This window comes from Mycolicibacterium duvalii (genome assembly GCF_010726645.1).
Taxonomy (GTDB): domain Bacteria; phylum Actinomycetota; class Actinomycetes; order Mycobacteriales; family Mycobacteriaceae; genus Mycobacterium; species Mycobacterium duvalii.
In genome coordinates, this window is sequence record NZ_AP022563.1 from 4,356,969 (window position 1) to 4,383,418 (window position 26,450).

General features: G+C 70.6%; 26 protein-coding genes. 12 read left to right on the forward strand and 14 right to left on the reverse strand.

All coding sequences use genetic code 11. The features are described 5' to 3' along the window. Positions 1 to 2: 2 nt before the first annotated feature. Complete coding sequence (pntB, locus tag G6N31_RS20555; protein WP_098000207.1) at positions 3 to 1,442, forward strand: Re/Si-specific NAD(P)(+) transhydrogenase subunit beta; 1,440 nt, start codon at positions 3 to 5, stop codon at positions 1,440 to 1,442. On the opposite strand, the gene G6N31_RS20560 is transcribed toward pntB, so the two are convergent. Both G6N31_RS20560 and G6N31_RS20565 read right to left on the reverse strand, forming a co-directional pair. Beyond that, complete coding sequence (locus tag G6N31_RS20560; RefSeq protein WP_234815116.1) at positions 1,439 to 2,635, reverse strand: sensor histidine kinase; 1,197 nt, start codon at positions 2,633 to 2,635, stop codon at positions 1,439 to 1,441. The genes pntB and G6N31_RS20560 overlap by 4 nt on opposite strands. 2 nt (positions 2,636 to 2,637) lie before the next feature. Further along, on the reverse strand, positions 2,638 to 3,234 hold the full coding sequence (locus tag G6N31_RS20565) for a response regulator (RefSeq protein WP_234815126.1): 597 nt from the start codon (positions 3,232 to 3,234) through the stop codon (positions 2,638 to 2,640). Positions 3,235 to 3,375: 141 nt separating this feature from the next. Between G6N31_RS20565 and G6N31_RS20570 the strand changes: the two genes are divergently transcribed. Continuing rightward, on the forward strand, positions 3,376 to 4,365 hold the full coding sequence (locus G6N31_RS20570; protein WP_098000203.1) for an AraC family transcriptional regulator: 990 nt from the start codon (positions 3,376 to 3,378) through the stop codon (positions 4,363 to 4,365). On the opposite strand, the gene G6N31_RS20575 is transcribed toward G6N31_RS20570, so the two are convergent. Then, a complete protein-coding gene (locus G6N31_RS20575; RefSeq protein WP_098000201.1) occupies positions 4,355 to 5,866 on the reverse strand; it encodes an FAD-dependent oxidoreductase in 1,512 nt (503 codons plus the stop codon). The two genes, G6N31_RS20570 and G6N31_RS20575, sit on opposite strands and share 11 nt — an antisense overlap. A gap of 85 nt (positions 5,867 to 5,951) precedes the next feature. Here G6N31_RS20575 and G6N31_RS20580 point away from each other — a divergent pair, with 85 nt between their 5' ends. The 4 genes from G6N31_RS20580 (at position 5,952) to G6N31_RS20595 (ending at position 9,824) form a co-directional block, all read left to right on the forward strand. Continuing rightward, a complete protein-coding gene (locus G6N31_RS20580) occupies positions 5,952 to 6,644 on the forward strand; it encodes a phosphodiesterase (RefSeq protein ID WP_098000199.1) in 693 nt (230 codons plus the stop codon). A gap of 148 nt (positions 6,645 to 6,792) precedes the next feature. Next, entirely contained in the window at positions 6,793 to 8,037 is a 1,245-nt protein-coding gene (locus tag G6N31_RS20585; protein ID WP_179964212.1) for an acyl-CoA dehydrogenase family protein, read from the forward strand. Beyond that, a complete protein-coding gene (locus tag G6N31_RS20590; protein WP_098000195.1) occupies positions 8,016 to 8,834 on the forward strand; it encodes a tyrosine-protein phosphatase in 819 nt (272 codons plus the stop codon). Before G6N31_RS20585 ends, G6N31_RS20590 begins: the two co-directional genes overlap by 22 nt. A 138-nt stretch (positions 8,835 to 8,972) precedes the next feature. Further along, a complete protein-coding gene (locus G6N31_RS20595) occupies positions 8,973 to 9,824 on the forward strand; it encodes a type IV toxin-antitoxin system AbiEi family antitoxin (protein WP_098000193.1) in 852 nt (283 codons plus the stop codon). Here the strand turns inward: G6N31_RS20595 and G6N31_RS20600 are convergent. The 8 genes from G6N31_RS20600 to G6N31_RS20635 form a co-directional block, all read right to left on the reverse strand. Further along, a complete protein-coding gene (locus tag G6N31_RS20600) occupies positions 9,821 to 10,306 on the reverse strand; it encodes a DUF456 domain-containing protein (RefSeq protein WP_098000191.1) in 486 nt (161 codons plus the stop codon). The genes G6N31_RS20595 and G6N31_RS20600 overlap by 4 nt on opposite strands. Before the next feature lie 18 nt (positions 10,307 to 10,324). After that, positions 10,325 to 11,059 (reverse strand): methyltransferase domain-containing protein, encoded by a 735-nt coding sequence (locus G6N31_RS20605; protein ID WP_179964213.1) that lies wholly within the window; start codon positions 11,057 to 11,059, stop codon positions 10,325 to 10,327. A 24-nt stretch (positions 11,060 to 11,083) separates the two neighbouring features. Beyond that, the gene (locus tag G6N31_RS20610) at positions 11,084 to 11,785 is read right to left on the reverse strand and encodes a haloacid dehalogenase type II (protein ID WP_163722281.1); all 702 of its coding nucleotides are present in this window, start codon (positions 11,783 to 11,785) and stop codon (positions 11,084 to 11,086) included. Next, positions 11,782 to 12,744: an NADPH:quinone oxidoreductase family protein gene (locus G6N31_RS20615; RefSeq protein WP_098000187.1), complete on the reverse strand. Its 963-nt coding sequence runs from the start codon at positions 12,742 to 12,744 to the stop codon at positions 11,782 to 11,784. Before G6N31_RS20615 ends, G6N31_RS20610 begins: the two co-directional genes overlap by 4 nt. Continuing rightward, the gene (locus tag G6N31_RS20620; protein ID WP_098000185.1) at positions 12,744 to 13,607 is read right to left on the reverse strand and encodes an SDR family oxidoreductase; all 864 of its coding nucleotides are present in this window, start codon (positions 13,605 to 13,607) and stop codon (positions 12,744 to 12,746) included. Before G6N31_RS20620 ends, G6N31_RS20615 begins: the two co-directional genes overlap by 1 nt. 71 nt (positions 13,608 to 13,678) lie before the next feature. Continuing rightward, positions 13,679 to 15,091 carry an aldehyde dehydrogenase family protein gene (locus tag G6N31_RS20625; RefSeq protein ID WP_098000183.1) on the reverse strand — a complete coding sequence of 471 codons (1,413 nt, stop codon included), beginning with the start codon at positions 15,089 to 15,091 and terminating at the stop codon, positions 13,679 to 13,681. 81 nt (positions 15,092 to 15,172) lie between these two features. Then, positions 15,173 to 16,105, reverse strand: a complete 933-nt coding sequence (locus G6N31_RS20630; RefSeq protein ID WP_098000181.1) for a class I SAM-dependent methyltransferase — start codon at positions 16,103 to 16,105, stop codon at positions 15,173 to 15,175. Positions 16,106 to 16,204: 99 nt separating this feature from the next. Further along, positions 16,205 to 16,840 carry a TetR/AcrR family transcriptional regulator gene (locus tag G6N31_RS20635; protein ID WP_179964214.1) on the reverse strand — a complete coding sequence of 212 codons (636 nt, stop codon included), beginning with the start codon at positions 16,838 to 16,840 and terminating at the stop codon, positions 16,205 to 16,207. A 164-nt stretch (positions 16,841 to 17,004) separates the two neighbouring features. On the opposite strand from G6N31_RS20635, the gene G6N31_RS20640 reads away from it, so the two are divergent. Genes G6N31_RS20640 through G6N31_RS20650 form a run of 3 tightly spaced genes read left to right on the forward strand, consistent with a single transcriptional unit; the run spans position 17,005 to position 20,268 of the window. Next, complete coding sequence (locus G6N31_RS20640) at positions 17,005 to 17,571, forward strand: TetR/AcrR family transcriptional regulator (RefSeq protein ID WP_098000177.1); 567 nt, start codon at positions 17,005 to 17,007, stop codon at positions 17,569 to 17,571. Beyond that, positions 17,564 to 18,091, forward strand: coding sequence for a hypothetical protein (locus tag G6N31_RS20645; RefSeq protein WP_098000176.1), 528 nt, complete (start codon positions 17,564 to 17,566; stop codon positions 18,089 to 18,091). The genes G6N31_RS20640 and G6N31_RS20645 overlap by 8 nt, the downstream gene beginning before the upstream one ends. After that, positions 18,091 to 20,268, forward strand: a complete 2,178-nt coding sequence (locus G6N31_RS20650; protein ID WP_098000175.1) for an FUSC family protein — start codon at positions 18,091 to 18,093, stop codon at positions 20,266 to 20,268. The genes G6N31_RS20645 and G6N31_RS20650 overlap by 1 nt, the downstream gene beginning before the upstream one ends. Before the next feature lie 17 nt (positions 20,269 to 20,285). On the opposite strand, the gene G6N31_RS20655 is transcribed toward G6N31_RS20650, so the two are convergent. Both G6N31_RS20655 and G6N31_RS20660 read right to left on the reverse strand, forming a co-directional pair. Beyond that, positions 20,286 to 21,551: an IS30 family transposase gene (locus G6N31_RS20655; RefSeq protein WP_098006773.1), complete on the reverse strand. Its 1,266-nt coding sequence runs from the start codon at positions 21,549 to 21,551 to the stop codon at positions 20,286 to 20,288. A 97-nt stretch (positions 21,552 to 21,648) separates the two neighbouring features. Beyond that, entirely contained in the window at positions 21,649 to 22,632 is a 984-nt protein-coding gene (locus G6N31_RS20660; RefSeq protein ID WP_098005672.1) for a pirin family protein, read from the reverse strand. 114 nt (positions 22,633 to 22,746) lie between these two features. Here G6N31_RS20660 and G6N31_RS27080 point away from each other — a divergent pair, with 114 nt between their 5' ends. Next, positions 22,747 to 22,902, forward strand: coding sequence for a hypothetical protein (locus G6N31_RS27080; protein ID WP_098005670.1), 156 nt, complete (start codon positions 22,747 to 22,749; stop codon positions 22,900 to 22,902). On the opposite strand, the gene ptsP is transcribed toward G6N31_RS27080, so the two are convergent. Then, on the reverse strand, positions 22,899 to 24,581 hold the full coding sequence (ptsP, locus tag G6N31_RS20665) for a phosphoenolpyruvate--protein phosphotransferase (RefSeq protein WP_179964215.1): 1,683 nt from the start codon (positions 24,579 to 24,581) through the stop codon (positions 22,899 to 22,901). The two genes, G6N31_RS27080 and ptsP, sit on opposite strands and share 4 nt — an antisense overlap. A gap of 108 nt (positions 24,582 to 24,689) precedes the next feature. On the opposite strand from ptsP, the gene G6N31_RS20670 reads away from it, so the two are divergent. Continuing rightward, entirely contained in the window at positions 24,690 to 25,469 is a 780-nt protein-coding gene (locus G6N31_RS20670) for a DeoR/GlpR family DNA-binding transcription regulator (RefSeq protein ID WP_098005668.1), read from the forward strand. Continuing rightward, a complete protein-coding gene (gene pfkB, locus G6N31_RS20675; RefSeq protein ID WP_098005666.1) occupies positions 25,466 to 26,443 on the forward strand; it encodes a 1-phosphofructokinase in 978 nt (325 codons plus the stop codon). The genes G6N31_RS20670 and pfkB overlap by 4 nt, the downstream gene beginning before the upstream one ends. The last annotated feature ends 7 nt before the right edge of the window (positions 26,444 to 26,450 follow it).

Genomic DNA, 26,450 nt, shown 5'->3' on the forward strand with positions numbered 1-26,450 from the left:
CAATGTTCAGTCTGGAAACCGCCGCGACCGCGGCCTACGTCGTCGCCGCACTGCTGTTCATCCTGGCGCTGGCCGGGCTGTCCAAGCACGAGACCGCCCGCTCGGGAATCACCTTCGGCATCGTCGGGATGACCGTCGCGCTGATCGCGACCATCGCGCTGGCGATCGCCCGCGACATCGAACCACTCGGTCTGGCCTTGCTGGTCGTCGCGATGGCCATCGGTGCGGCGATCGGCCTGTGGCGCGCCAAGCTCGTCGAGATGACCGGCATGCCCGAGCTGATCGCACTGCTGCACAGCTTCGTCGGCCTGGCCGCGGTGGTGGTCGGCTGGAACGGCTACCTGCACGTCGAGGCCGACCCGGGCGGCGCCGAGGCCGCCCAACTGGCCGGCGAGGGGATGCTGGGCATCCATTCCGGTGAGGTCGTCATCGGTGTGTTCATCGGCGCGGTGACGTTCACCGGGTCGATCGTGGCCAACCTGAAGCTCTCGGCCCGGATGAAGTCGGCGCCGATGATGCTGCCCGGCAAGAACTTCCTCAACGTCGGCGCGCTGGTGGTGTTCTTCGCGCTCACCGTCTGGTTCGTGATCGACCCGCAACTGTGGGTGCTGGTCGCGGTGACCGTGCTGGCCCTGCTGCTCGGTTGGCATCTGGTGGCCTCGATCGGTGGCGGCGACATGCCGGTGGTGGTGTCGATGCTCAACAGCTATTCGGGGTGGGCCGCGGCGGCGGCGGGCTTCCTCCTCGGCAACGACCTGCTGATCGTCACCGGTGCGCTGGTCGGCTCGTCGGGTGCATACCTGTCCTACATCATGTGCAAGGCGATGAACCGCTCGTTCATCTCGGTGATCGCCGGCGGCTTCGGGATCGAGGCCGGCCCGGCCGAAGACAAGGACTACGGCGAGCACCGCGAGATCACCGCCGAGGGTGCGGCCGAGCTGTTGGCCACTGCCAGCTCGGTGATCATCACCCCCGGCTACGGCATGGCGGTCGCGCAGGCCCAGTACGGCGTCGCCGAGCTGACCCGCAAGCTGCGCGAGCGCGGTGTCGAGGTGCGCTTCGGGATCCACCCGGTCGCGGGCCGGCTGCCCGGCCACATGAACGTGCTGCTGGCCGAGGCCAAGGTGCCCTACGACATCGTGCTCGAGATGGACGAGATCAACGACGACTTCGACGGCACCTCGGTGGTGCTGGTCATCGGCGCCAACGACACCGTCAACCCGGCCGCATCGGAGGATCCGGGCAGCCCGATCGCCGGCATGCCGGTGCTGACGGTGTGGAACGCCGACAACGTCATCGTGTTCAAGCGGTCCATGGCGTCGGGCTACGCCGGTGTGCAGAACCCGCTGTTCTTCCGCGAGAACACCCAGATGCTGTTCGGCGACGCCAAGGACCGGGTCGACGCGATCAACGCCGCGCTGACCGTCCACGAGCACGCCTAGTCGGACTCACGCGGTTCCGGCGGCGAGGTCACCGTCACCTCGGTCCCGGTGACCGGGTCGGAGCGCACGCGCATCGACCCGCCCATCGCGTCGAACCGCGCCAGCAGCGAGCCCAGCCCGATGTGGCCGGCGGCCAGCGAGTCCCCGACGGTGTCGGGGTCGAATCCGCGTCCGTCGTCGCGGACGGTCAGGACCACCCGGTCACCGCGACGGGCCAGCGCGACCCACACCGTGGACGCGGCGGCGTGCTTGGCCACGTTGGTCAGCAGTTCGCGTGCGGCCCGGTAGAGCAGTGCTTGGGACTGCGGCTTGCCGACCTCGTCGAGATCGGCTATGATGTCGGCCTGGCTGCGAGACTGGAACTGACGCAACAACTCCCGCACGCCCGCGGTCAGCCCGAGCTGGGCCAGCACCTGCGGGTGCAGCGCGGTGACCGTGGAGCGCAGCCCGGTCGCGGTGTCCTGCAGCGCTGCGTAGACCGCGTCCAGCGCCGGATCGGGATGGCGTTCCCGGGCTTCGTCGATCTGCATCCGGGCGGCCAGCAGGGTCTGCAGAGGTCCGTCGTGCAGATGTTCGGCGACGTCGCGGCTGTGCCGTTCGTCGGCGTGCAGGGCCTCCGACACCAGCGCTCGACGCATCTCCTGCAGCGCCTGCACGCGCGCGGCGCGCCACGCCAGCACGAAGCTCAGGGCGGTGGTGGCCACGGCCAGCCACACCAGGAACCCGAAGTTGGTGTACACCATGTCGGGCAGGCCGACGGTGTCGTCGCGCTTGGAGTAGAAGATCCACACCGCCAGATAGCCGAGCGCGGTGATGGTGCCGATCACCGCGGTCAGCGCGGGACGGTCGGCGAACGCCACCGAGATCGGCAGCAGGAAGAACACCGGCAGCAGCGCGGCGGTGGCCCCGCCGGACACCAGGCACAGCGCGACGATGACCAGCAGGTCCACCCCGGTCGACGCCCCGGCGGCCCACCGCGGCACCGGCCCGCGCAGCACCGCGACCAGCCACCCGACGGCGGCCACCGCGTAGCCGCCGAGGACGGCGGCGTACAGCCCCGGCAGCCAGTGGTCGACGTCCCAGATCCACACCAGCACGCCGATCAGCGCGATCAGCGGCAGGCGCAGGGCCGCGGCGACGCGGACGGGTTCGCTGGTCAGATGGTCCCGCCAGGACCGCAGCAGACCGGTCACGGTCAGTCCAGCAGCTTGCGGCGCATCGCCTCGGCGACCGCGGCGGCCCGGTCACTGACCCCGAGCTTGTCGTACAGGCGCGCCACATGGGTCTTGACCGTCGACGGCGCCAGGAACAGTTCCCGCGCCATCGCCGGGATGCTGGCGCCCGCGGCGATCAGCGCCAGCACTTCCCGCTCGCGCGGGCTGAGCACCGGGGCCTCGGGCTCGGCGCGGCGGCGGATCTCCCCGGCCAGCCCGGCCGCCAGGCTCGGCGCGATGACGTCGCGGCCCTTCGCACAGTCGAGGACCGCGCTGACCAGTTCGCCGCGCGTCGACTCCTTGGGCAGGAAGCCCGCCGCGCCGTCCTGCAGCGCCCGGTAGACGATCGCCGACTCGTCGTGCGCGGAGATCAACAGCACCCGGGTGGCCAGGTCGTCGCGGCGGACGGCGGCGGCGACCTCGGCGCCGTCCATCCCGGGCATCCGGTAGTCCAGCAGCGCCACCTGCGGGGCGTGTTCGCGGATGGCCGCCAGCGCCGCGGGACCGTCGTCGGCCTCGGCCACCACCTCGATCGTGCCGCTGGACTGCAGTGCCCGCACCACGCCGTCCCGGAACATCGGGTGGTCGTCGCCGACCACCACCCGCACTTTCGTCGTCACCGGCCCACCATCGCGTCAGCATCGCACAGCAAACGGTATGGTGAACCCAATCGAGGTGTAGCAAGACGCCCGCCAACCACCGCCCCGCGGATGGCTCGTATGCGAACACACACGTCACAGTCGCCAGCGCCCGCAAATCCGGCCGACGAACTCCGGTTCGTCAGTACCGACCTGTCGGCCACCGAGGACTTCCTGTCGCAGGCCTACACCAAGATGTCGATCTCCGCCGACGCCGGCGAGCGGGCCGATGCCCGCATCGAGCGGCGCTGGCTGGGCCCGGTCAGCTTCGACGAGGTGCACGTCGGGTTCCACATGTCCTACGACGCGGATCCGCTCGGGCGCGTGTGCCTGTGCCGGGTCCACGACGGGCACATCGAGGAGGACTTTCTCGACGAGCCGACCGACGTCTTCGCGCCGGGTGACGTCACCCTGCTCGCGCCGCCCGAGCTGCCGTATTCCGGTCGTGCGTGCGCGGCCGACTACGACCTGACGATGTTCGACGAGGCGCTGCTGTCCCGGGTGGCCGCCACCGTCCCCGGTCACCCGACCGGCGAGGTTCGGTTGCTCGGGCACCGCCCGGTGTCGGCCGAGGCCGGGCACCAACTCGACGGGACGATCGAGTACGTGCGCACCCTCGTCCACGCCGACCAGCCGCCGACCCCACTGGTGGCGTCGACGACGGCGTCCCTGCTGGCCGCCGTGGTCCTGGCGAGTCTGCCCAACACGGCGGTCACCGAACCCACCGCCGTCGACCGCAACGACGCCAAACCCGCGTTGCTGCGGCGCGCGATGGCGTACCTGGACGACAACGCCGACCGCGATGTCGCGTTGGCCGACATCGCCGAGGCCATCCACGTGACTCCGCGTGCGCTGCAGTACATGTTCCGCCGGCACCTCGACATCACCCCGATGGAATACCTGCGCGGGGTCCGACTCGACCACGCCCACCGGGACCTGCAGCGCGCCGACACCACCGACACCAGCGTGCAGACGGTCGCCGCGCGCTGGGGATTCGCCCACCCGGGACGGTTCGCGGCGATGTACCAGAAGACCTACGGCTGCAAGCCCTCCGAAACGCTCAGGCGCTGAGCCCCCGGGTGGCCGGCCCCTCCAGCAGGTCGCCGTCGGGCGCGAACCGCGACCCGTGCAGCGGGCACTCCCAGGCCTGGTCGGCCTCGTTCCATTCGACGATGCCGCCCAGGTGGGGGCAGATCGGTGACACCTCGCGGCGGGCTCCGTCGACCACGCTTTCGGCGCGCAGGTGCCACGGCACTGCGCGCACCGCACCGTCCCCGTCGTCGGGGGCCCCGCTGGGCACCAGCGGTTTGGCCCAACCGCGCGCCATGTGAAAACCCACCTTGGCGTTGGCCTCCACCGCGGTCGGCACACCCGTCAGCTCGTGGGTACTCCAGCTGGCGAAGGCCTGCGCCCAGTCCATCCGTCCGCCGAGGATCCGGGCGGACAGCGCGAGCGCGGCCGCCACCCCGTTGGTCATCCCCCATTTGTCGAATCCCGTTGCCACGAGGATGTTCTCCATCTTCGGCAGGATCGGGCCGACGAACGGCAGTTCCGCGGCGGGGTGGTAGTCCTGGGCCGACCAGAAGTGGGTCTGCACCGCGCCCGGGAAGTGCGCCCGGGCCCAGTCTGCCAGTTCGCCGATGTCCTTGCTGGGGCGGCTGGATCGGCCCACCGAGTGACCCGCACCGCCGACGATGAGTTTGTCACCCGAGTCGCTCGGGGCGTAGCGCAGCGAGCGGGTGGGCGAATCCACCGCGATGTACATCGAGCGGGTGATCTGCCCGGGCACGTCGAAAGCCAGGCAGTAGGACCGCTGGGCCTCCAGTCGGGCGAAGAACATGCCGCGGTCGAGAATCGGTGTGCCAGTGGCCAACACGCACTGCTGCGCGCTGATCACCAGCTGGGCCTCGCGGTCGTCGTCGGGGGCCGCCGCCATCCGCACGTGCACGTCGACGGGGCCGGTACCCGAGACCGACGTCACCCGCATGCCCTGCAGCAGGGTGCCGCCGTGGCGGTCGAGATCGGCGGTCAGGCTGGTCAGCACCGCCATCGGGTCGAGCTGCGCCTGGTCGGGCAGCCGCACGCCGCCTCGGAACGGGAACGGGACGTCGGCGTCGTCAACCCACATCGCATCGGCCAGGCCGGCCTGCCTGCACGCGTCGAAGATGTCGCGCGCGGTGCCCACGCCCTTGCTGCTCTGCGCGTAGGCGTGGTCGTCTTCGCGCTGGAAGCTCACGCCGTGCTCGTCGCAGTAGCGCAACAGCCAGTCGCGGCCTTCGGCGTTGCCGGTGACGTAGGCGCGCAGCACGTCGGTGCCGTGCTTGCCGGCGACGCGGGCGAGCTTGCTGCCCTGCAGCACACTGACCTTGCCGGTGGTGTTGCCGGTCGCGCAGGCGCCGACGTGACGCGCCTCCAGGACGACGACCTTCTTACCGGCCCGGGCCAGCAGCAACGCGGTGGTCAATCCGGTCAGTCCGGCACCCACGACGACCACGTCGGCCGTGCGCACGTCGCCGGCGCCGGCCGCGGACGTGGCGGCCCGGCCGCGTCCCTCAGTCCACAAAGACGGCATGGCGCGGCGAATACCCGGTGGTCGGGGGATCAAACCGGGCCCATGAGCGGCGTTTGACCGCCGCGGAAGCGGGCAGACCAGAAGGATGACCCTCTCAGAGCTGACCACGTTGCCCTTGCGCGCCGGCGCGGCCCTGCGGAATCGGCGGTTCTTCCATCCGACCGGGGTGCTCTGCGCCGGCAGCGTCACCCGCCTCGCGCCGGAGGGCGACGGCCTGCCCCTGGTGTCCGGCGACGTCACCGGACGGCTGTCGAAAGGCGCCGGGACGCCGGGCGGCCTGCCCGACTTCGCAGGCCTGGCCTGGCGGATGACCTGTGACGCCGACGGAGCGCACCCGTGGGACGTGTTGACGGTGTCATCCTCGGCGCGTGTCGTGCTGCACCCGGTGGCGTCCTGGCCGGCGGCGCAGTATTCGACGCTGATGCCGCTCGGGTACCGCGGCGGGGTGTACTGGCTGCGGGCCCAGCTGCGGACGCCGCTCGCCGGCGGCCTGTCCCTCGACGCCGTACGCGACCACCTGGCCAGTGCGCCGTTGGAATTCACCATCGAGCAGGCCCGCGGCAACGGAGGTTTCACCAACCTGGCCACGCTGACGCTGGACCGCGAGATCTGCGACGACGAACCCGGCTGCGACCAGCCGTTCGACCCCACCGTGCGCAGCGGCACCGACGTCGAACTGCTGCCGCAGTGGTTGACCACGCTGCGAAAGGCCGCGTACCGCAACAGCCGTGAAGGCCGCGACGCCGGTCCGGGCAGCGCCGAAGGCGCGAAGCTGTGATCCCGTGACCCCGGCCTCGCGCGACCTCGGCCTGGCGTTCAGCGCGCGCCCGCGCCAAGACCAGGGTGTGCCGGTCGCGCCGCTCAGCGCGCCGCCGGCCTGACCGACCGCAGGCAGTCGCCTTTTACAGGTGTCATATCGTGGCGGCATGGACTTCTCGATGTCAGCCAAGGCGCAGGACTACCACGACCGGTTGACCGACTTCATGACCGAGTTCGTGTTCCCCGCCGAGGAGTCGTACCACTCCTACCGCGAGGAGAAGGGGCCGAAGGACCACACGGTGCCACCGGTGGTCGAGGAGCTCAAGAAGCTGGCCAAGGAGCGCGGGCTGTGGAACCTGTTCCTGCCGTCGGAATCCGGGCTGTCCAACCTCGAGTACGCCCCGCTGGCCGAGCTGACCGGGTGGAGCATGGAGATCGCCCCCGAGGCGACCAACTGCGCCGCACCGGACACCGGCAACATGGAGACGCTGCACCTGTTCGCCACCGAGGAACAACGCAAGCAGTGGCTGGAGCCGCTGCTGGCCGGGGAGATCCGCAGCGCGTTCGCGATGACCGAGCCGGCCGTGGCGTCCAGCGACGCCCGCAACATCGAGACCACGATGCTGCGCGACGGGGACGACTACGTCATCAACGGCCGCAAGTGGTGGATCACCGGCGCCGCGGACCCGCGCTGCAAGATCCTGATCGTGATGGGGCGCACCAATCCTGACGGCCCCAGCCACCGTCAGCAGTCGATGATCCTGGTACCCGCCGACACCCCGGGGGTGGACATCCAGCGGTCGCTGCCGGTGTTCGGGTGGCAGGACCAGCACGGGCACTGCGAGATCGTGTTCGACAACGTGCGGGTGCCCGCGACCAACCTGCTCGACGAGGAGGGCTCGGGTTTCGCGATCGCGCAGGCCCGGCTGGGCCCGGGCCGCATCCACCACTGCATGCGCGCGATCGGTGCGGCCGAACGCGCCCTGGCGCTGATGGTCGACCGCGTGCAGAAGCGCGTCGCGTTCGGCAAGCCGCTGGCCGAACAGGGTGTGGTCCGCGAGGCGATCGCCAAGTCCCGCAATGAGATCGAGCAGACCCGGATGCTGTGCCACAAGGCCGCGTGGACCATCGACCAGCATGGCAACAAGAGCAAGGACGCGCAGCTGCTGGTGGCCCAGATCAAGGCGGTCGCCCCGCAGATGGCGTGCGACGTGATCGACCGCGCGATCCAGGTGCACGGCGGCGCCGGCGTCTCCGACGACTTCCCGCTGGCCCGGCTGTACAGCTGGCACCGTGCGATGCGCCTGTTCGACGGGCCCGACGAGGTGCACATGCGCACCATCGCCCGCGCCGAACTGGGCCGGGAGAAGTCGGCGCTGGCAGCCGCGGCGTGCCGGACGGTGACCGGCTAGTGGCCGGCGGCGGTGAGCTCTCGGGGGCGTGGAACTTCCGCGACGTCGCCGAGCAGACCGGCATCGCGCCCGGACGCTTCTACCGGGCCAGTGAGCTGTCCAAGCTCGACCACGCCGGCCGCGCCGCGCTGACCGATTACGGCGTCACCGACGTCGCCGACCTGCGCACGCTGCGTGAACTCGAACGCCACGGGCCCGGGCTGGTCCCGCCGCACGTGGACATCCATCATCTGCCGTTCGTCGAGACCACCGCGGCCGACGACGAGGCACCGCACGAGCACGCATTCCAGCGGATGATGACCGAGAAGCCCAGCGACGAATCGGTCGCCGACGCCGCGGCGCGCTACATGACCGAGGAGTACGGGCGGATCGCGGCCGCCCCGCTGGCCCAGCGCGCGGTGTACCGGGTGACGACGCTGCTGGGTTCGCAGCGGCGGGTGCTGGCGCACTGCTTCGCAGGCAAGGACCGCACGGGCTTCACCATCGCGGTCGTACTGGAGGCCGCGGGCGTGGACCGCGATGCGGTGATGGCCGACTATCTGCGCAGCAACGCCGCGGTGCCGCAGCTACGGGAGAGCATCCTGGCCACCATCCGGGCGCGCGCCGCCGAAGCCCCGGAGATCGTCGAGGTCGCCGAAGCTCGGCTGACGGAGTCGGTGCTCGGCGTGCGCGAGGCGTATCTCGACGCGGCCCGGCGCACCATCGACGAGCAGTTCGGTTCGCTGCAGGGCTATCTGGAGGCCGCCGGCGTGACCGACGAGGATCTGCGCCGGTTGCGCAAGGCCCTGCACGGCTGAGCGCGGTTCTGTCGGCGGCGTTGCCGACTTGCGTAACCACACGGCGTTCTCGCGCCCGAAAATCGCCACCCGGTTACGCAAATCGTCCGCCGAGGCCTTGGCGGATCGGATGTCGGGGCCCTCGGCCACACTGCGGGCATGGACGGCCCCTTCCTCGGCAGTGCAGCGCTCGCTGCAGGCGCGGTGACCCGTCATGAGTTGCGCACCCGGTACGTCGCGATCCACAAAGACGTGTACGTGCTCAAGGGCACTCGACCCACGGGTCTGGTTCGTGCGCAGGCATGTTGGCTCCGTTCCCGCGGCCACGGTGTGCTGGCCGGCTTCTCGGCGGCCGCCGTGCACGGTTCCCGGTGGATCGACCCGACGTTGCCGGCCACGATCATCGACACCAACCGTCGGCGGACGCCCGGCGTTCTCACGTGGGCCGCCGTCCTCGCCGACGACGAGATCTGCACCGTTGACGGAATGCGCGTGACGACACCTGCCCGCACCGCGGTCGACCTCGCCCGTCGGTATCCGCTCGACGCCGCGATCACCGCCGTCGACGCGCTCGCGCGAGCCACCCGGCTGACGGTGGACGCCATCGAAGACGCCGCGGCTGGCCATCCGGGACGGCACGGTCTTTCCCGGGTGCGCGAGGTCCTCGGGCTCGTCGACCCCGGTGCCGAATCTCCGCGCGAAACCTGGCTACGACTCGTCGTCGTGCGAGCCGGATACCCCAAGCCCAGTACCCAGTTGCCCGTGCGCAACGAATACGGCGTAGTGATCGGCACAGTCGACCTCGGGTGGATCCAGCCCAAGATCGCGCTGGAGTACGAGGGTAAGCAGCATCGGCTCAGCGCTGAGCAGTTCGAGAGGGACATCCGCCGTTACGACGAGATGATCGACCTCGGCTGGATCGTCATCCGCGTGACCTCGCTCGACAGCGAAGCCACGGTGCGTACCCGGGTCGCCGAGGCGTGGAACCGCCGGGCACGACGCGCCGGCTAAACCGTCAGGAACACGCCGACGACCCACACCATGGTCGCCAGCAGCGCCCCGGTCAGCTCCACCCCGACCGACAGCGCCACGCCTTTGAGCGCGTGCACGGTCGACGCCCAGGCCCGCCTCACGTCGCGGCGGATTCCCATCTCGGCGGCGAACACGCCGAGCACGAAGCCGATCAGCAGGCCGATGACCGGGATGACGAAGAACCCGACGATCCCGGCGACCCCGCCCGCGACGAGCACCGAGGTACGCACGTCGGCGGCTCGCATCCGTTTGACCGGCCAGGTGTACTTGATCACGGTCGCGGCACCGATCAGCACCGCGGCGACGCCGAACACCACCCAGGACGTGGCGGTGCCCACGACGAACGCCCACACCGCGATCGCGCCGATCACCAGTGCCGCGCCCGGCAGGATCGGCAGGATGATGCCGGCCAAGCCGACGGCGATCGCCAGCCCGACCAGAAGGATGCCGGCGACGCTCACGTCCGCGAGCCTATGCCGTCAGGGCTTGCGGCCGCGCACCCACTGCACCGTGCCCATCCCCTTGGTGCGCACGCTGACCAGACCGAGGTCTTCGAAGGTGTCGGCCAGCTGGTCGTCGTCGAACAGGTGCGCGCCGACGTCGGGCAGGAACCGGGACAGCCCCGCCGCCGGTCCCGCGGTCGGCACCATGACCGCCGTCCGCCGGCCGGACCGCAGCACCCGCACCATCTCGGCGATCGCGGTGGCCGGGTCGGGGATCAGCTGCAGCATCGCGATCGAGACCACGGCGTCGACCGACTCGTCACGCAGCGGCAGGCGTTGCGCGTCGGCGCGGAGGAAGCCGACGTTGGGCCCGGCTTCGGCAGCCACCGCGCGGGCCAGCATCGGCTCGGAGATGTCGACACCGAGCGCCAGCCCACCGGGGCCGACGGCGCGACCCAACGCGGCGGTGACGTTTCCCGGCCCGCTGCCGACGTCGAGTGCGACGCCGCCGACGGGGATGCTCAGCCACTCGGTCGGCTCCTGCCAGGCGGTCAATACCCTGCGCATGAGCGTCTGCGCGTTGTCGTAGAACAGCGATCCCAGCCGGGAGGCCCACAGCGCCTGGACCGGGCCGGTGTTCTTCTCGGCCGCGGGCTGCTCGCCGAACAGGTCCAGGTAGCCCCGGCTGACATCGGGGTGCTCCGGCGCGTCGGTCAGCAGGCGAACGGCCCGCTGCAACGCGGGCGGCAGCGTCGTGGTGGTGTCACTCATGCCCACCACCGTACGCGCGCGGCATCAGGCGCCGAGTTGGTCCGCGAGGTGGTGGAAATCGTCTGCGAACAGGTCGAATTCACCGGGCGCCGGTTGCGGCGGGGTCCGGCCGGGACCCCACTCGAGCGGGCGGGCGACGAACGCCGTACCCAGCCCGGCGTCGCGCGCCGCCCGCAGGTCGGCGGGATGGGCGGCGACCAGCATCAGCTCGGCGGGTGCCACGTCCAGGATGTCCGCGCAGCCGAGGTAGGCCTGCGGATCGGGCTTGTAGTGCCGGAAGATCTCCGCCGACAGCACGCAGTCCCACGGCAGCCCGGCGCGTTTGGCCATGTTGGTCAGCAGCGACACGTTGCCGTTGGACAAGGTGGTGATCAGGAACCGCTGTTTGAGCCGCTGCAGGCCCGCCACGGAGTCCGGCCACGGGTCCAGCCGGTGCCAGGCATGATTGAGCTCGTCGATCTCGTTGTCGCTCACTGTGATTGCGGCGCCGTCGAGCAGCTCGACGAGTCGGCCGCGGTGCAGATCGTCGAGCCGGGTCCACGGCAGCTCCCCGGCGCGGACCCGGTTCATCGCCGGCACGTAGCCTGCCCGCCAGTCGTCGGCGAAACGCGCCCAGTCGGCCGAGATGCCGTGGCGTCGGCCGAAAGCGGTGAGTTCGGCGATGACGCTCGAGCCCCAGTCCACCACGGTGCCGAACACGTCGAAGGCCAGCGCGCGGAGGGTCACGGCTGCAGGACGAGTTTTCCGTGTACCGCCCCGTCGGCGAACGCCTGCAGCGCGGCGACCCCGTCGGACAACGGGAACCGCACCGGCGCGGGCGGTCGGAGGCCCGCGTCGACCAGGCCGGCCAGCGCCGCGCCCACCTCGGCCTGCGCGCCGGGGGTGCGGTTGACGAACTCGCCCCAGCCGACGCCGACGACGCTGACGTTGCGCAGCAGCAACCGGTTGACCTTGACCGTCGGGATACCGCCGGCAGCGAACCCGATCACCAGCAGCCGGCCCTCCGTGGCCAGGGCACGGACCGCGTCGTCGAACGCCGAGCCGCCGATCGGGTCGACCACGAGATCCACCCCGCGCCCACCGGTCTCGTTCTTGACGGCGTCGAGCCAGCCGTCGGTCAGCGGCAGCACCACGTCGGCGCCCAGCGATTCGACGAACTCCGTCGCCGACGGGCGGTGCACCATCGCGATCACCTTGGCGCCCAGTGCCTTGGCGATCTGCACCGCCGCGGTGCCGACCCCGCCGCCGGAGCCGAGCACCAGCACCGTCTCCCCGGGCCGCAGCCCGCCGCGGCGGTGCAGCGCGAAGTGCATCGTGTAGTAGTTGCCCAGCAGGCACACCGCCGACCCGTCGTCGAGCGCGTCGCTGGTCGGCACCACACTGCCCACCGGAACCGCGACCTGCTCGGCCCACGCACCCAGCAGGGTGAACGCCGAGACCCGTTGCCCGACAGCCAATCCCGAGCCATCCGGGGCCGAGACCACCTTGCCCGCCGCCTCCAGGCCGGGGACGAACGGCGCGGGCACCTTCATCTGGTACTCGCCCCGCAGCATCAACAGGTCGGGGAAGCAGACCCCGGCGGCACCGACGTCGATGACGACGTTGTCGCCGCCCGCCGGGCTGTCCACATCCGTGTAGATCAGCCCGGCCGGACCTGTCAGCTCCTGTGCGACAAGCGCTTTCACTATCCTAGGCTGAAGGTGGCCCGCTCGGCCGCCGACAGGTCGGTGATCTCGCCCCACTTGGCGGCGACGTCGTCGACCGACGGCACCTCGGTGAACGTCACGCCGCTGTTCTGGAACAGCGCGACTCGCTGCACCTTGCCGCCGCCGACGATGAACACCGACTGGGTATCGGGCAGTTCTTCGGTGCACAGGTAGGACACGATCGGGGCCACGTACTCCGGGGTGAGCTTCTCGAACACCTCGGGCGGCAGGATGTCCTGCGTCATGCGCGTCGCGGCGATCGGCGCCACCGCGTTGGCCTTGATGTTGTACTTCGCGCCCTCCTGGGACAGCGTGTTGATCAGGCCGACCAGGCCGAGCTTGGCGGCGCCGTAGTTGGCCTGGCCGAAGTTGCCGAACAGGCCACTGGTCGAGGTCGCGACGACGACGCGGCCGAAGCCGTTCTCCCGGAAGTGCGGCCACGCGGCACGGATCACGTTGTAGCCGCCGTAGAGGTGCACCTTGAGCACCGCGTCCCAGTTCTCGAACGTCATCTTGTGGAAGGTGCCGTCGCGCAGGATGCCCGCGTTGGACACGACGCCGTCGACCTTGCCGAACTCGTCGACCGCGGTCTTGATGATGTTGGCCGCAGCCTCGGGCTCGGCGACGGAGTCGTAGTTGGCCACGGCCCGCCCGCCGGCGTCGCGGATCTCCTTGACCACCTCGTCGGCCATCGCCGACCCGGCGCCGGTACCGTCGCGCGCGCCGCCGAGATCGTTGACGACGACGCTGGCGCCCTCGCGGGCGAGCGTCAGTGCGTACTCGCGGCCGAGACCGCCTCCGGCACCCGTGACGACGATGACACGATCCTGCACTCCTGGCACTGATCTTCCTCTCTGAAGGGTTTCGACCCGCTCAAACTATCCTCCCGAGGCGCTGCGCTCCCGCGCGCCGGTCAGAACAGCTTGCGCGCCAGCTTCCACGCCTTCTCGGTGTACGGCGGGTAGATGAAGGCGCCGATGTCGGGTCGGGTCGGCTTGCTCAGCACCGACTTGCTGTGGCTGAACGTCTCGAAACCGAACTTGCCGTGATAGGCGCCCAGCCCCGACGGCCCGACGCCGCCGAACGGCAGCTTGTGGGTGGCGAAGTGGAAGATCAGGTGGTTGACCACCATGCCGCCGGCCGGGACGTCCTTGATGACGCGCTCGCGCACCGCCTTGGACTTGGTGAACAGGTAGGCCGCCAGCGGCTTGGGCCGGGCGTTGACGAACGCGACCGCCTCGTCGAGGTTCTGCACGGTGACGACCGGCAGGATGGGCCCGAAGATCTCGTCGGTCATCAGCGGCTCGGACGGGTCGGGATCGACCACGACGGTCGGCGCGATCTTCACATTGACCGCGTCGGTCTCGCCACCGATCGCCACCTGGCCCTTGGTGGCGGCCAGCGCGCCGGCCAGGCGGTTGAAGTGCCGTTCGTTGACGATCTTCTTGCCGCCGGGGTTGCCGGCCTCGAACTTGTCGACGGCCTTGCGGATCTCGGCGACCAGCTTGTCCTTCACCGGGGCCTCGACCAGCACGTAGTCGGGCGCGATGCAGATCTGGCCGGAGTTGATCAGCTTGGTCCAGGCGATGCGCTGGGCCGCCACCTCGATGTCGGCGTCGGCGGCCACGATCACCGGGCTCTTGCCGCCGAGTTCGAGGGTCACCGGCGTCAGGTGCGACGCGGCGCTCTCGTAGACCTTGCGGCCGATCTCGGTGCCGCCGGTGAAGATCAGGTGGTCGAAGCCCTGCCCGATGAGCTCCTGGCTGACCGAACCGTCGCCCTCGATCACGGCGATCGCGTCGTTGTCCAGGTACCGGGGCACTAGCTCGGCCATCAGCGCCGACGATGCCGGGGAAACTTCGGAAGGCTTGAGCACCACGGTGTTTCCGGCCGCGATGGCGCCGACGGCGGGCCCCAGGGTCAGCGCGAACGGGAAGTTCCACGCGCCGATGATCAGCACGGTGCCGTAGGGCTCGTACTCGATCCAGCCCAGGCCGGGCAGCTGCGACATCTCCAGCATGCGGTAGCGGCGCTTCATCCACTTGCGGACGTTCTTGGCCGCGTAGGCGGCCTCGCCGGCGGTGCTGGCGATGTCGGCCAGCCAGGCTTCGAACGGGGCGCGGCCCAGGTCCTTCTCCAGCGCGTCGGCGATCGCGGCTTCGTTGTCGGTCATCAGCTTCTCGAGCGCGCGCAGCTGGTTCTTGCGCCATTCGACGCTGCGGGTACGTCCGGTGGCGAACGTCTGACGCAGGCGATTGACGACGGCGGGGATGTCGGTGCTGGTGGCAGCAGAGGTATCGACGGGTGCGGCAGATTCAGTGGTCATGGCGGGGTCTCCTTCCTGACCTTGGAGTACCCGCATGGTAACCAACCGACCGGTTGGCGAACAGGTGCCCTGGTGGGACCTTCAGTCCCGCACCGCGGTGGTGAACGTCGAGAACGACTGGTCGTCGCTGTCGGCGATCGGGACGAACCGGCCGAGCCGACGCATCTCGTCCTGCGAGGCGGTGGCCTGGGCGCGCCAGCCGTGGTGATCGAGCCAGTCGGCGACGTCGGCGCGGTCGGGGTCGTCGTAGGTCAGCTCGGCGATGTCGGTCGGCTCGGCGATCCCGAGCTGGGCGCTGATCGCCGCGAAGCGGGTGCGCATGCGCTCGCGACGGTCCGGGGCATGAATGCCCATCGACTCGGCCGCGACGCGGCTGCCCGGTGCGCTGAGCTCGGTGATCTGCCCGAACAGCCGGTCCTGCGCATCGGCGGGCAGATACATCAACAGCCCCTCGGCCAGCCACGCCGTCGGCTGGGCGGGTTCGAACCCGGCGGCCCGCAGCGCGGCCGGCCAGTCCTGGCGCAGGTCGATGGCCACGGTGCGGCAGTCGGCGGTGGGCGTCACCCCGTGGGCGGCCAGGGTCGCGGATTTGTGCTCGAGCACCTTCGGCTGGTCGATCTCGAACACTGTGGTGCCGGCGGGCCAGGTCAAGCGGTACGCCCGCGAATCCAGACCCGAGGCGAGGATGACGACCTGGCGGATGCCCGCGGCCGCGGCATCGGTGAAGAACCTGTCGAAGAAGTGGGTGCGCACGGCCTGGTAGCTGCCCATGTGCTCGAACATCGCGCCGATCTCGGCGTCGGCTCCGGTGATGCGCTCCATCAGCTCGTTGTCGAGCATGTGCTCCCAGGCGCCGGTGCCGGCGTCGGCGACCAGCAGCTTGGCGTAGGGATCACGGATCAGCGGATCGGGGCGTTCGGTCTCGGCGGCCCGGGCCGCGGCCACCATCACCGCGGTCGCCCCGACACTGGAGGCGATGTCCCAGGTGTCGTCGTCGGTGCGCAATGAACTCATGCGAGCGAGCTCCTCGGTCAGGGAAGTCGAATTTACTTCGGAAGTCTATCTAATAGTTTCCGGGCGTGCAGCGGCGCAGGTGGGCCCGCACCGGGGCCTCTACTCGCTGATGTTCCAGAGCTTGTGCGCGAGAAGCAGTTCCAGCTTGTGGATCACGGCTCCGAGCTCGGCCCGGTCGCCGATGAACCCGGCGTAGAAGCCCATCCCCCACAACACCGCGACCAGCATCTCGACGAGCTGCTCGGTGTCGGTGTCGGTGCTGAGCTCACCCTGGGCGATCGCGTCGTGCACCGCCCAGCTGACGAACGACCGCGAGTTCTTCAGCGGATCGTGCTCGTCGTCGACCAGCTCGGGGTGGCGCCGGGTCTCCAGCACCGAGGTCACCAGGAAGGCCGCCGCGCCGCGGTTGTCGGTGTCGGCCTGCGTCGCGGTGACCAGGAACGCCGCCAACCGGTCCACCAGACGCGTGTGGTCGTGGGCGCGGGCAATTCCGGCGCTGACCACCGAGGCGTTCGTCTGCTGCACCACCTCGGCCCACAGGATGCGTTTGCTGGAGAAGTAGTGGTTGATCGCCGGCCGCGTGAGATCGGCGCGCACCGCGATGGCCTGGAAAGTGGCTGCGTCATAACCGAGTTCGCTGAAAACTTCACGAGCAGCGCGCACGATGCGCTCCCGCGTCTCCGCGGCCTTCGCTGCGGGAGGACGCCCTGGCCCTCGACTCGCCGTGTACGGCACGGTCAAATTGTGCCACACGCCACTGCCGACGAGTTCGCGCGCCGCGTCGGCACACCGCGCCGCGCGATTTCAGCAAAGCCTCGCGCGGTATCCGGCGCGGTGCCGACACCCCAAAACGACGGACGCCCCGACAGCGCCTCGGGGGTGGAATTAGGGTTGCGCCCATGGGGGCGGTGAAGTCGCGGGAGGCGTTCTTCGAGATCGGACTGGAGGTGCTCGCCGATCTCGGTTACGGCCGGTTGAAGCTGGCCGTGGTCTGCCAGCGGTTGGGGGTCACCACCGGCTCCTTCTACCACTATTTCTCCAGCTGGTCGGCCTACACGCGGGAACTGGTCGAGCACTGGCAGAACGGCATGACCGTCACCGTGGTCGAGGCGGCGGGCTCCGAGACCGACCCCCGTGCGCGCATCGACCGGTTGATCCAGAGCGGGCTGACCCTGCCGCATGGCGCCGAGGGCGCGATCCGGGCGTGGAGCGCGGTCGACCCGGACGTCCGCGCCGTGCAGGCCGCGGTCGACCGGCACCGCTTCGACGCGCTGTACGCCTGCGCGCTGCAGATCCTGTCGCACCCGCGCCAGGCCCAGGTGTTCGCCGCGTGGGGCATGTACCTGCTGGTCGGGTACGAGCAGGTGCTGTTGCCGGCCGACCTGCCCGGCCTCGGCTGGATGGTCGACCAGATGCTCGACGCGTTGGACTCCGGACGGTTCAGCTCGGTACCCGACGATGGCTGACACCGGCGGCGCGGTCTCCGACGCCGAGGAGGTTCCGGTCCAGCACGTCGTCGCGATGCTGCGGGAACGGCTCTACGGCGCGATCTCGTGTCTGGCGACGCTGGCGGTGCTGACCCGCTACACCGGCGACGACACCGACGCGTGGGCTCGGGTGCTCGACGTCGCGGTGACGATGGGCGGATTGTGGGCGGCCAGCCTGCTGGCCGACTGGGTCGCCCACCTGAGCGTGCACGGACACTCCCCGCATGGCATCGAGCGTCTGCGCATCCTGCAGGCCTCCGGTCAGATCCTGCAGGCCAGTGTGTTCCCGCTGCTGGTGCTGGGCGCCGCCGGCATCGGGCTGCTCGACACCGACGACGCGATGTGGGTCGCGAAGTGGATCCTGGTGGTCGAACTCGGGCTGATCGCGCTGGCCGCCGTGCGGCGGACCCGGCTGCCGGTCTGGCAGCAAATCGTGACCGTGGTGTCGCTGGCCGGGCTGGGTCTGCTCGTCATCGCGATCAAAGTGCTTGCCCACTGATGCCCGGCCGCGCGGTCGGCTGGCGGACGCGGGTGTCGGGCCGGTTGCAGCAGCGCGATCCCGACCGTGACGCCCTGCGGCGCGCCATCCGCGCCGCGGTGGTGGTGCCGCTGGCCGCGGCGGTGAGCTTCGCCGTCGCCGGCGACTCGGCCCAGACCCCGCTGTTCACGCTGTTCGGTTCGGTGGCGCTGCTGGTGTTCTCCGACTTCCCGGGCAACCGGCAGAATCGCGCGCTGGCCTATGCGGGGCTGGGTCTCAACGGCTTCGTGCTGATCACCGTCGGCACGCTGGTGGCGCCCTATGCCTGGCCCGCGGTGCTGGTGATGTTCGTGCTGGGAGTGGTGGTCACCTTCTCCGGTGTGCTGAGCGAAACCGTCGCCGCCGGGCAACGCGCCACGCTGCTGACGTTCGTGCTGCCGGCCTGTACCCCGGTCGGTCCGATCGACGAGCGCCTGCTCGGCTGGGCCATCGCGCTGGCGATCTGCGTGCCGGCCGCGCTGTTCGTGCTCGCACCCCGGCACCACGGGCAGCTGCGCCGACGTGCCGCTCGGGCGTGCCAGGCCCTCGCCGACCGGCTCGACGGCCGCGCCTCGAGTGCGGACGTCACCGCGGCGATGGACGCGCTGCGCCGGAACTTCCTGGGTGCCGACTTCCGACCGGTCGGGCTGTCGGCGGGCAGCCGGGCGCTGGTCCGCGTCGTCGACGATCTGGAGTGGGTCGCCGAGCGGGCCGGCCGGGACACCGGGGTCCCGCTGCGCGACAAGGCCGCGGTGGTGGCGGTGCTGCGGTCCTGTGCGGCGGTGCTGCGGATCTCGCGGCGCGCCCGCCGCGACGCTGCCCGCGCCGACCTCGACGACGCGCTGACCACGCTGCGCACTGTGGCGCAGGGCCGGTGGCGGGAGGATCTGGAGACCATCCTCGGCGCCGACGACGACGAGCAGGCCGTCCAGTTGGGTCGGGCGCTGCTGCAGCGGCGCACGGTGGCGGCCACGGTCGGCGCCACCGGGCGCATCATCGCCGCCGCGGCCGCGGCCGACGCCCGGCCGGTGTGGGCGCGCGCCTTCGGGTTGCGCTTGCCGCCCACCGGCGCCTCCGACCGGCTGCTGCCGGCCCCCGTGGCCGTCGCGCAGATCACCACCGGTTTCGTCGCCAACCGCGCGGTGGCGCTGCGCAATGCGCTGCGCACCGGTCTGGGGCTGGCGGCGGCGGTCGCGGTGACCCACGTGTTCCCCCTCGAACACGGCTTCTGGGTGGTGCTCGGCGCGCTGTCGGTGCTACGCAGCAGCGCGCTGACCACCGGCACCCGGGTGTGGCGTGCGATGTTCGGCACCGGGATCGGTTTCCTGCTGGGCGCCGTGCTGATCGGGCTCGTCGGCGTCGACCCGGCCGTGCTGTGGGTGCTGATGCCGCTGGCGGTGTTCGGTTCGTCCTACGTGCCCGAGATCGCGTCGTTCACCGCCGCGCAGGCCGCGTTCACGATGATGGTGCTGATCTTTTTCAACCTCATCGCGCCCACCGGCTGGCAGGTCGGGCTGATCCGGGTCGAGGACGTGATCGTCGGCGCGCTGGTCGGGGTGACGGTGTCGCTGCTGCTGTGGCCGCGCGGCGCGGCCGCGGCGGTGACGCGGGCGATCGACTCGGCCCGCGGCATCTTCGTGCGCTACCTGCGGGTCGCGGTGCTGCGCATCACCCGGGGGGCGTTCGAGGAGCGCGCCGACGAGGTCGCGGCCGCCAGCCACCAGGCGATGACGGCATCGCGGGTCATCGACGACGCTGTGCGCCAGTATCTTTCGGAGAGCAGCGGCGAGACGGACTTCCGGGCGCCGGTGGTGCGCTCGTTCAACCGGGCGCTGCGCCTGCGGGGGGTGGCCGATTTGATCGCCGACATTCCGACACCGCCGCCGCTGGGAGCCTACCCGGCGGTGCGTCAGGTGCTGGAGTCCCACACCGACGCGCTCTACGAACGGGTCTGCGGCACCCCGGACCCGGACTGGCCGGCCGCGCCGATCAGCGACGAGTTCGTGCGCGCACTGCGGTCGGAGGTTCGCGACGACGACCTCGGGGTGGCCGCGGCGCTGCCGTTGCTGACCGTCGCGGCGCTGCTGGGCGAGCTGGAGCTGATCTATCCGAGACCCGAGCCGTCGAGCCAGCCCGCGCCGAGAGTGCAACCACGGTAGCTCTGGCACCCTTGGGTTCAAGGAGTCGATGCAACAGGTGGTGAGTTTGAGAGTAGTTCGTTGAGGGCTTCGGCTGGGGTCTTCCAGTTCAGTGTCTTGCGAGGTCGGCCGTTGAGTTCGGCGGCGACGTAGTCGAGGTAGTGGGCCGGATAGATCGATAGGTCGGTGCCTTTAGGGAAGTATTGGCGCAGGAGCCCGTTGGTGTTCTCGTTGCTGCCGCGTTGCCATGGGGAGTGCGGGTCGCAGAAGTAGATGTCGAGGTCGGTGGCCGCGGCGATCGCGAGGTGATTGGCCATCTCACTGCCTTGATCCCATGTCAGCGACCGCCGCAGATGCTCGGGCAGTTCGGTGATTTTGGCGACGATCGCGTTCTGCACGCTTTCAGCAGTGTGGTCATCGGGCAGGTGCAACAGCATGACGAACCGGGTCGTGCGTTCGACCAGCGTGCCGATCGCTGATGCCGAGGCGGTGGAGCCGAGGATGAGGTCGCCTTCCCAGTGTCCGGGCACTGCCCGGTCGGCCACTTCGGCCGGGCGTTGACTGATGTTGATCATGCCGGGGATGCGTCCGCGGCGGGTCGCGGCCTGGTGCTGGGGTCGACGCACCGCACGCTTGCTCCGGAGGCACTGGTGCAGTTCGCGGCGCAGGGAGCCGCGTCCTTGCACGTAGAGGGCTCGATAGATGGCTTCGTGTGACACCCACATCTCCGGATCGTCGGGGAAGTCGATGCGCAGCCGTAGGGCGATCTGCTCGGGGCTGTGCCGCGACTCCAATCGACTCTGCACCTCATCACGCAGGGTGTCACTGTGGGACAGCTTGCCGGGCTTGGGCCGCAACGCGCGGTCGGCGGATCGGTCGTGGGCGGCCAGCGCGCGGTACTGCACCACGGCGGCTCTGCCGCTTTGGCGGGCTCCGAAGGCGTGTTTGCGGCGATACCCCGATGTACGGGCGTTGCTCTTACGCGCCCGCAGCTCGTTGTTGGCGTCGATTTCGCGTTTGATCGTCGAGGCTGGGCGGCCCAGTCGACGACCCATGGACCGCAACGACTCGCCGGCGTGGACGCCGACCTGTATCTCGATGCGGTCCTGCAAGGTCAACCGCGGACGCGGTCCGGTGATGTTGGGTTTGCTCGCACGCGGTTTCACACCGCCAGCTTGCCGAAACCATCGGTGAGCGCAGGTCGCCGACACTCCTACGGCCCTACCAGCATGTTCGGGCAACAACCCATTACGGATCTGCTCCCAAAACAACGGCTTCCGTGACTGCAACAAAGCTCGACCCATGACAACACTCCTCAATCAAAGACGGGTGTTGCATCGATCCCTTGAAACCGCCACCGAAACCACTACCGCAGCGGCACTTTCGCGGCCATCTCGGCGCTCAGCGGGGGCGGTGCGGCATCAGCGCGCCGGGTGGGACGGTGCCGAACCGGCCGGCCTGGAAGTCCTCGACCGCCTCGATCAGCTCGGACTTGGAGTTCATCACGAACGGACCGTACTGGAACACCGGCTCGCGGATCGGCCGGCCGCCCAGCAGCAGCACCTCGAGCGCGGGACGGTGCGAGTCCTGCGTCGGCTCGGCGGTCACGCTGACGCGGTCGCCGGGTCCGAGCACCGCGAGCTGGCCCTGGTGGATCGGGTGTCCGACCGGCCCCACCGCACCGCGCCCGGACAGCACATAGACCAGCGCGTTGAAATCCCGGTTCCAGGGCAGGTTCAGCGCAGCGCCGGGCGCAATCGTGGCGTGCGCCAGCGTGATCGGGGTGTAGGTGGCCCCGGGGCCGCTGTACCGGGCGGCTGCGGTCTCGATGTCCCCGGCGATCACACGCACCAGCGCGCCGACGTCGGCCGAGGCCAGCAGCCGCACCTGACCGCCCTCGATGGCCTGATACCTGGGCGCGGCGAACTTGTGCTTCTTGGGCAGGTTCACCCACAGCTGGATGCCGTGGAACAACCCGCCGCTCTCGACGAGTTCGGCCGGCGGGGTCTCGATGTGCAGGATCCCGGCGCCGGCGGTCATCCACTGCGTGGCGCCGTCGGTGATCATCCCGCCGCCCCCGTGGGAGTCCTGGTGGGCGAAGCGCCCGTCGATCATGTAGGTGACGGTTTCGAAACCGCGGTGCGGGTGCCAGTCGGTGCCGCGCGGCTCGCCCGGCTGGTAGTCGACCTCCCCCATCTGGTCCATGTGCACGAACGGGTCGAGGTCGCGGGCGCTGACGCCGGCGAACGCGCGCACCACCGGAAAGCCTTCGCCTTCGAAACCGGACGGACCGGTGGTGATCGAGCGCACCGGACGTTCGGTGTCCGACGGGGACGGACCGCTCAGACGGGGCAGGGTGAGGGTATCGGCAGTGACAGCAGGCATGCCCCGAACAACCGGACCGTGGTCCGATTAATTCCGTCAGCGTTTGGTAACTAACGCCGGCGGCAATGCATACGCCGACCGCAGTTCCCTCGAACCCACAGATCGGATCACTCAATGATCGTGCTCGGCGTCATCCTCCTGCTGATCGGCTACTTCACCAGCCTGTCGATCCTGTACACGATCGGCGGCATCCTCGTGGTGATCGGCATCGTGCTCTGGATTCTCGGCGCCGTCGGCAAGCCCGTCGGCGGACGAAAAGTCTGGTTCTAGCCCAGAATCTCCAGCGCAGCGGCGCGGGCTTCGGCGGTGCTGGCGGTGGCCAGCACCGCCTCGGCCGCGTCGCGGCACTGCTGTAGCGACACCTGGGCCAGCTTCGCGCCGACCGACTGCACCGCCGCCGCGGCCGCCGACAGCGACGTCACGCCCAGACCGGCCAGCACGCAGGCCAGCAGCGGGTCGGCGGCGGCCTCCCCGCACACCCCGACCGGCTTGTCGACAGCCGCCCCGGCCCGCACGGTCATCGCGACCAGCGCCAGCACCGCCGGCTGCCACGGATCGGTGAGCGTGGCCAGCTGCGCGGACATCCGGTCGGCGGCCATCGTGTACTGCGCCAGGTCATTGGTCCCGATCGATAAAAAGTCGACGTGGTCGAGGATCTTCTCGGCCAGCAGCGCCGCGGCCGGAACCTCGATCATCACGCCCGGGGTCAAGCCCCGGGAGCGGGCCCGGGCGGCGAAGTCTTCGGCCTCCTGCGCGGTGGCGATCATCGGCGCCATCACCCACGGGGCGGCGCCCGTGCGCTCGGCGGCGGCCCCGATCGCGTCGAGTTGGCGGTCCAGCAGCCCCGGGTTGGCCTCCGCGATCCGGATGCCGCGCACGCCGAGCGCGGGGTTGGCCTCGTCGGGATGCCCGGCGAACTTCAGCGGCTTGTCCGACCCGGCGTCGAGGGTGCGGACCACGACCTTGCGGCCCTCGAACGCGGCGAGGACCTCGCCGTAGATCTCGGCCTGCTCGTCGACGGTGGGTTCGGTGTCGCGGTTGAGGAAGCACAGCTCGGTCCGGAACAGCCCGACCCCTTCGGCCGGGGTCTCGCGGGCCGCACGCGCGGCCGCACCGTCCTGCACGTTGGCCAGCACCGCGACCTGATGACCGTCGGCGGTGGCCCCCGGTCCCGCCCAGTTCGCCGCGGCGGCGGCCGCCCGGCGGGCCTCGTCGACGGCCTGTTGGGCGGTGGCCGGATCCGGGTTCACGGTGACCGTGCCCAGCGTCCCGTCGACCAGCACCATCGCCCCGGCCTCGACGTCGTCGAGACCGGTGACGGCGACGACGCACGGGATGCCCAGCTGGCGCGCGATGATCGCGGTGTGGCTGGTCGGCCCGCCGAGGGTGGTGGCCAGCGCGACGACCAGGTTCGGGTCCAGTCCGGCGGTGTCGGCCGGGGCGAGGTCCTCGGCGCAGAGAATGGACGGCACGTCGGGCATCGGCACCCCGGGCTCGGGCAGGCCGGCCAGTTCGGCGGTGACGCGGTCGCGGATGTCGCGCAGGTCGGTGACCCGTTCGGCCATCAGGCCGCCCATCTTGGTGAACATGTCGACGAACTGGTCGACCGCGCCGGCGACCGCGCGCACGGCCGGCGCCCCGTCCTTGATGCGTTTCTCCGCCGCGCCGAGCCACGCGCGGTCCTGGGCCAGCGTCGCGGTCGCGGTCAGCACTTCGGCCGCGGCGCCCGACGCGTGCGTCGCCCGCTCCCGCAGGCGGGTGGCGACCGTCGTCGCGGCCGCGGTGAAGCGCTCGACTTCGGCGGGCCGGTCGGCCTCGGCCAAGTCGGCGCCGGCCTGGACGTCGACGTCGGGCAGCGTGCCGGGCCGGATCACCGGCCCGTATTGCACACCCGCCACGACGGGAACACCGTGCAACACGGGTGAGGTAAGCGGAGACGAGGTGGTCATGTGACCCAGGTTACAAGAAACCGTTGACAAGTCAACACGTTCAGGAGTAAAACCAAACACATCAACATTGAATTGCGACCGACCCCACACAAAACCGCACGGAGAGCCATGTACCCCGAGGAACGTCAGCAGGCGATCGCCTCGCTGGTGCTGGCCAAGGGGCGCGCCTCGGTGACCGAACTGGCCGAGGCCTACGACGTCACCACCGAGACGGTGCGCCGCGACCTGGCCGTCCTGGATAAGGCCGGCATCGTGCGCCGGGTGCACGGCGGCGCCGTCCCGGTGCGCGCGCTGCATCTCGTCGAGCCCGGGGTCGGCGAACGCGACACCACGCGCGCCGAGCACAAGGACGCCATCGCCGCCGCGGCCACCGACTTCTTCCCGCTCGCCGGGACCACCGTGCTGCTCGACGCCGGCACCACCACCATGCGCATCGCCGCCCACCTGCCGACCGACCGCGAACTGCTGGTCGTCACCAACTCGGTGCCGATCGCCGCCCGGCTGGCCACCGTGCCGACGGTGTCGCTGCAGCTGCTGGGCGGCCGGGTGCGCGGCGTGACCCAGGCCGCGGTCGGCGAACAGGCGCTGCGGGTGCTCGACACCCTGCGCGTGGACATCGCGTTCATCGGCACCAACGCGCTGAGCGTGCGCCACGGGCTGTCCACCCCCGACAGCGAGGAGGCCGCCGTCAAGCGGGCCATGGTGGCTGCGGCCAACTACGTCGTGGTGGCCGCGGACTCCTCCAAGGTGGGCCGCGAGGACTTCGTCAGCTTCGCCCCGATCAGCAGCGTCGACACCCTCATCACCGACCCCGAGATCAGTACCGCCGACCGCGCCGAGCTCACCGAGCACGGCGTCGAGGTCATCTGCGCAGGAGGCCAGCAGTGATCGTCACCGTCACGCCGAACCCGAGCATCGACCGCACGGTCACGCTGCCCTCGGCGCTCACCCGCGGGGCGGTGCATCGCGTCACGTCGGTAACCAGCCAGGCCGGCGGCAAGGGTGTCAACGTCGCCCGCGCGCTGACGCTGGCCGGTCTCGACGCCGTGGCGGTGCTGCCGGCGGGCGCCAACGATCCGCTGCTGCCGGCGCTGCAGGCCGCCGCGGTCACCTACCGCGCGGTGCCGACCGCCGAGCCCGCCCGCACCAACCTGACCGTGACCGAACCCGACGGCACCACCACCAAGATCAACGAGCCGGGCGCGGAGTTGACCCCAGCGACGCTGGCCGCGCTGACCGACGCCGTGCTCGAGGCCGCGCGCGACGCCGACTGGCTGGTGATGTCGGGGTCGCTGCCGCCGGGGATGCCGGACTCCTGGTACGCCGAGGTGGTCGCGCAGCTGGCCGGCGCCCGCTGCCGCGTGGCGGTGGACACCTCCGACGCACCGCTGGCCGCGCTGGTCGCCGGCCTCGACCGCGGCGCGCCCGACCTGATCAAGCCCAACGCCGAAGAGCTCGCCGGCGTGCTCGGCCAGTCCGCTCAGGAACTGGAAGACGCCGTGGCGCAAGGTGATCCGGAGCCCGTCGTGCACGCAGCACGGCGCCTGACCGACCGCGGCATCGGCGCGGTGCTGGCCACCCTCGGCGCGGCCGGTGCGGTGCTGGTCGACCCGGACGGGGCGTGGCTGGCCACGCCGCCGCCCATCGTGCCGCGCAGCACGGTCGGCGCGGGTGACTCGTCGCTGGCCGGGTACGTGCGCGCCGAGGTCGGCGGCGCGGCCCCGCCCGAACGGCTGCGGATGGCGGTGGCCTACGGCAGCGCCGCGGCCGCGCTGCCGGGCACCGCGCTGCCCGGCCCCGCTGAACTCGACCTCGATGCCGTTGCGGTATCGCCGATTTCCCCGATCCGTGCTTCCCGCTAGCACCGAA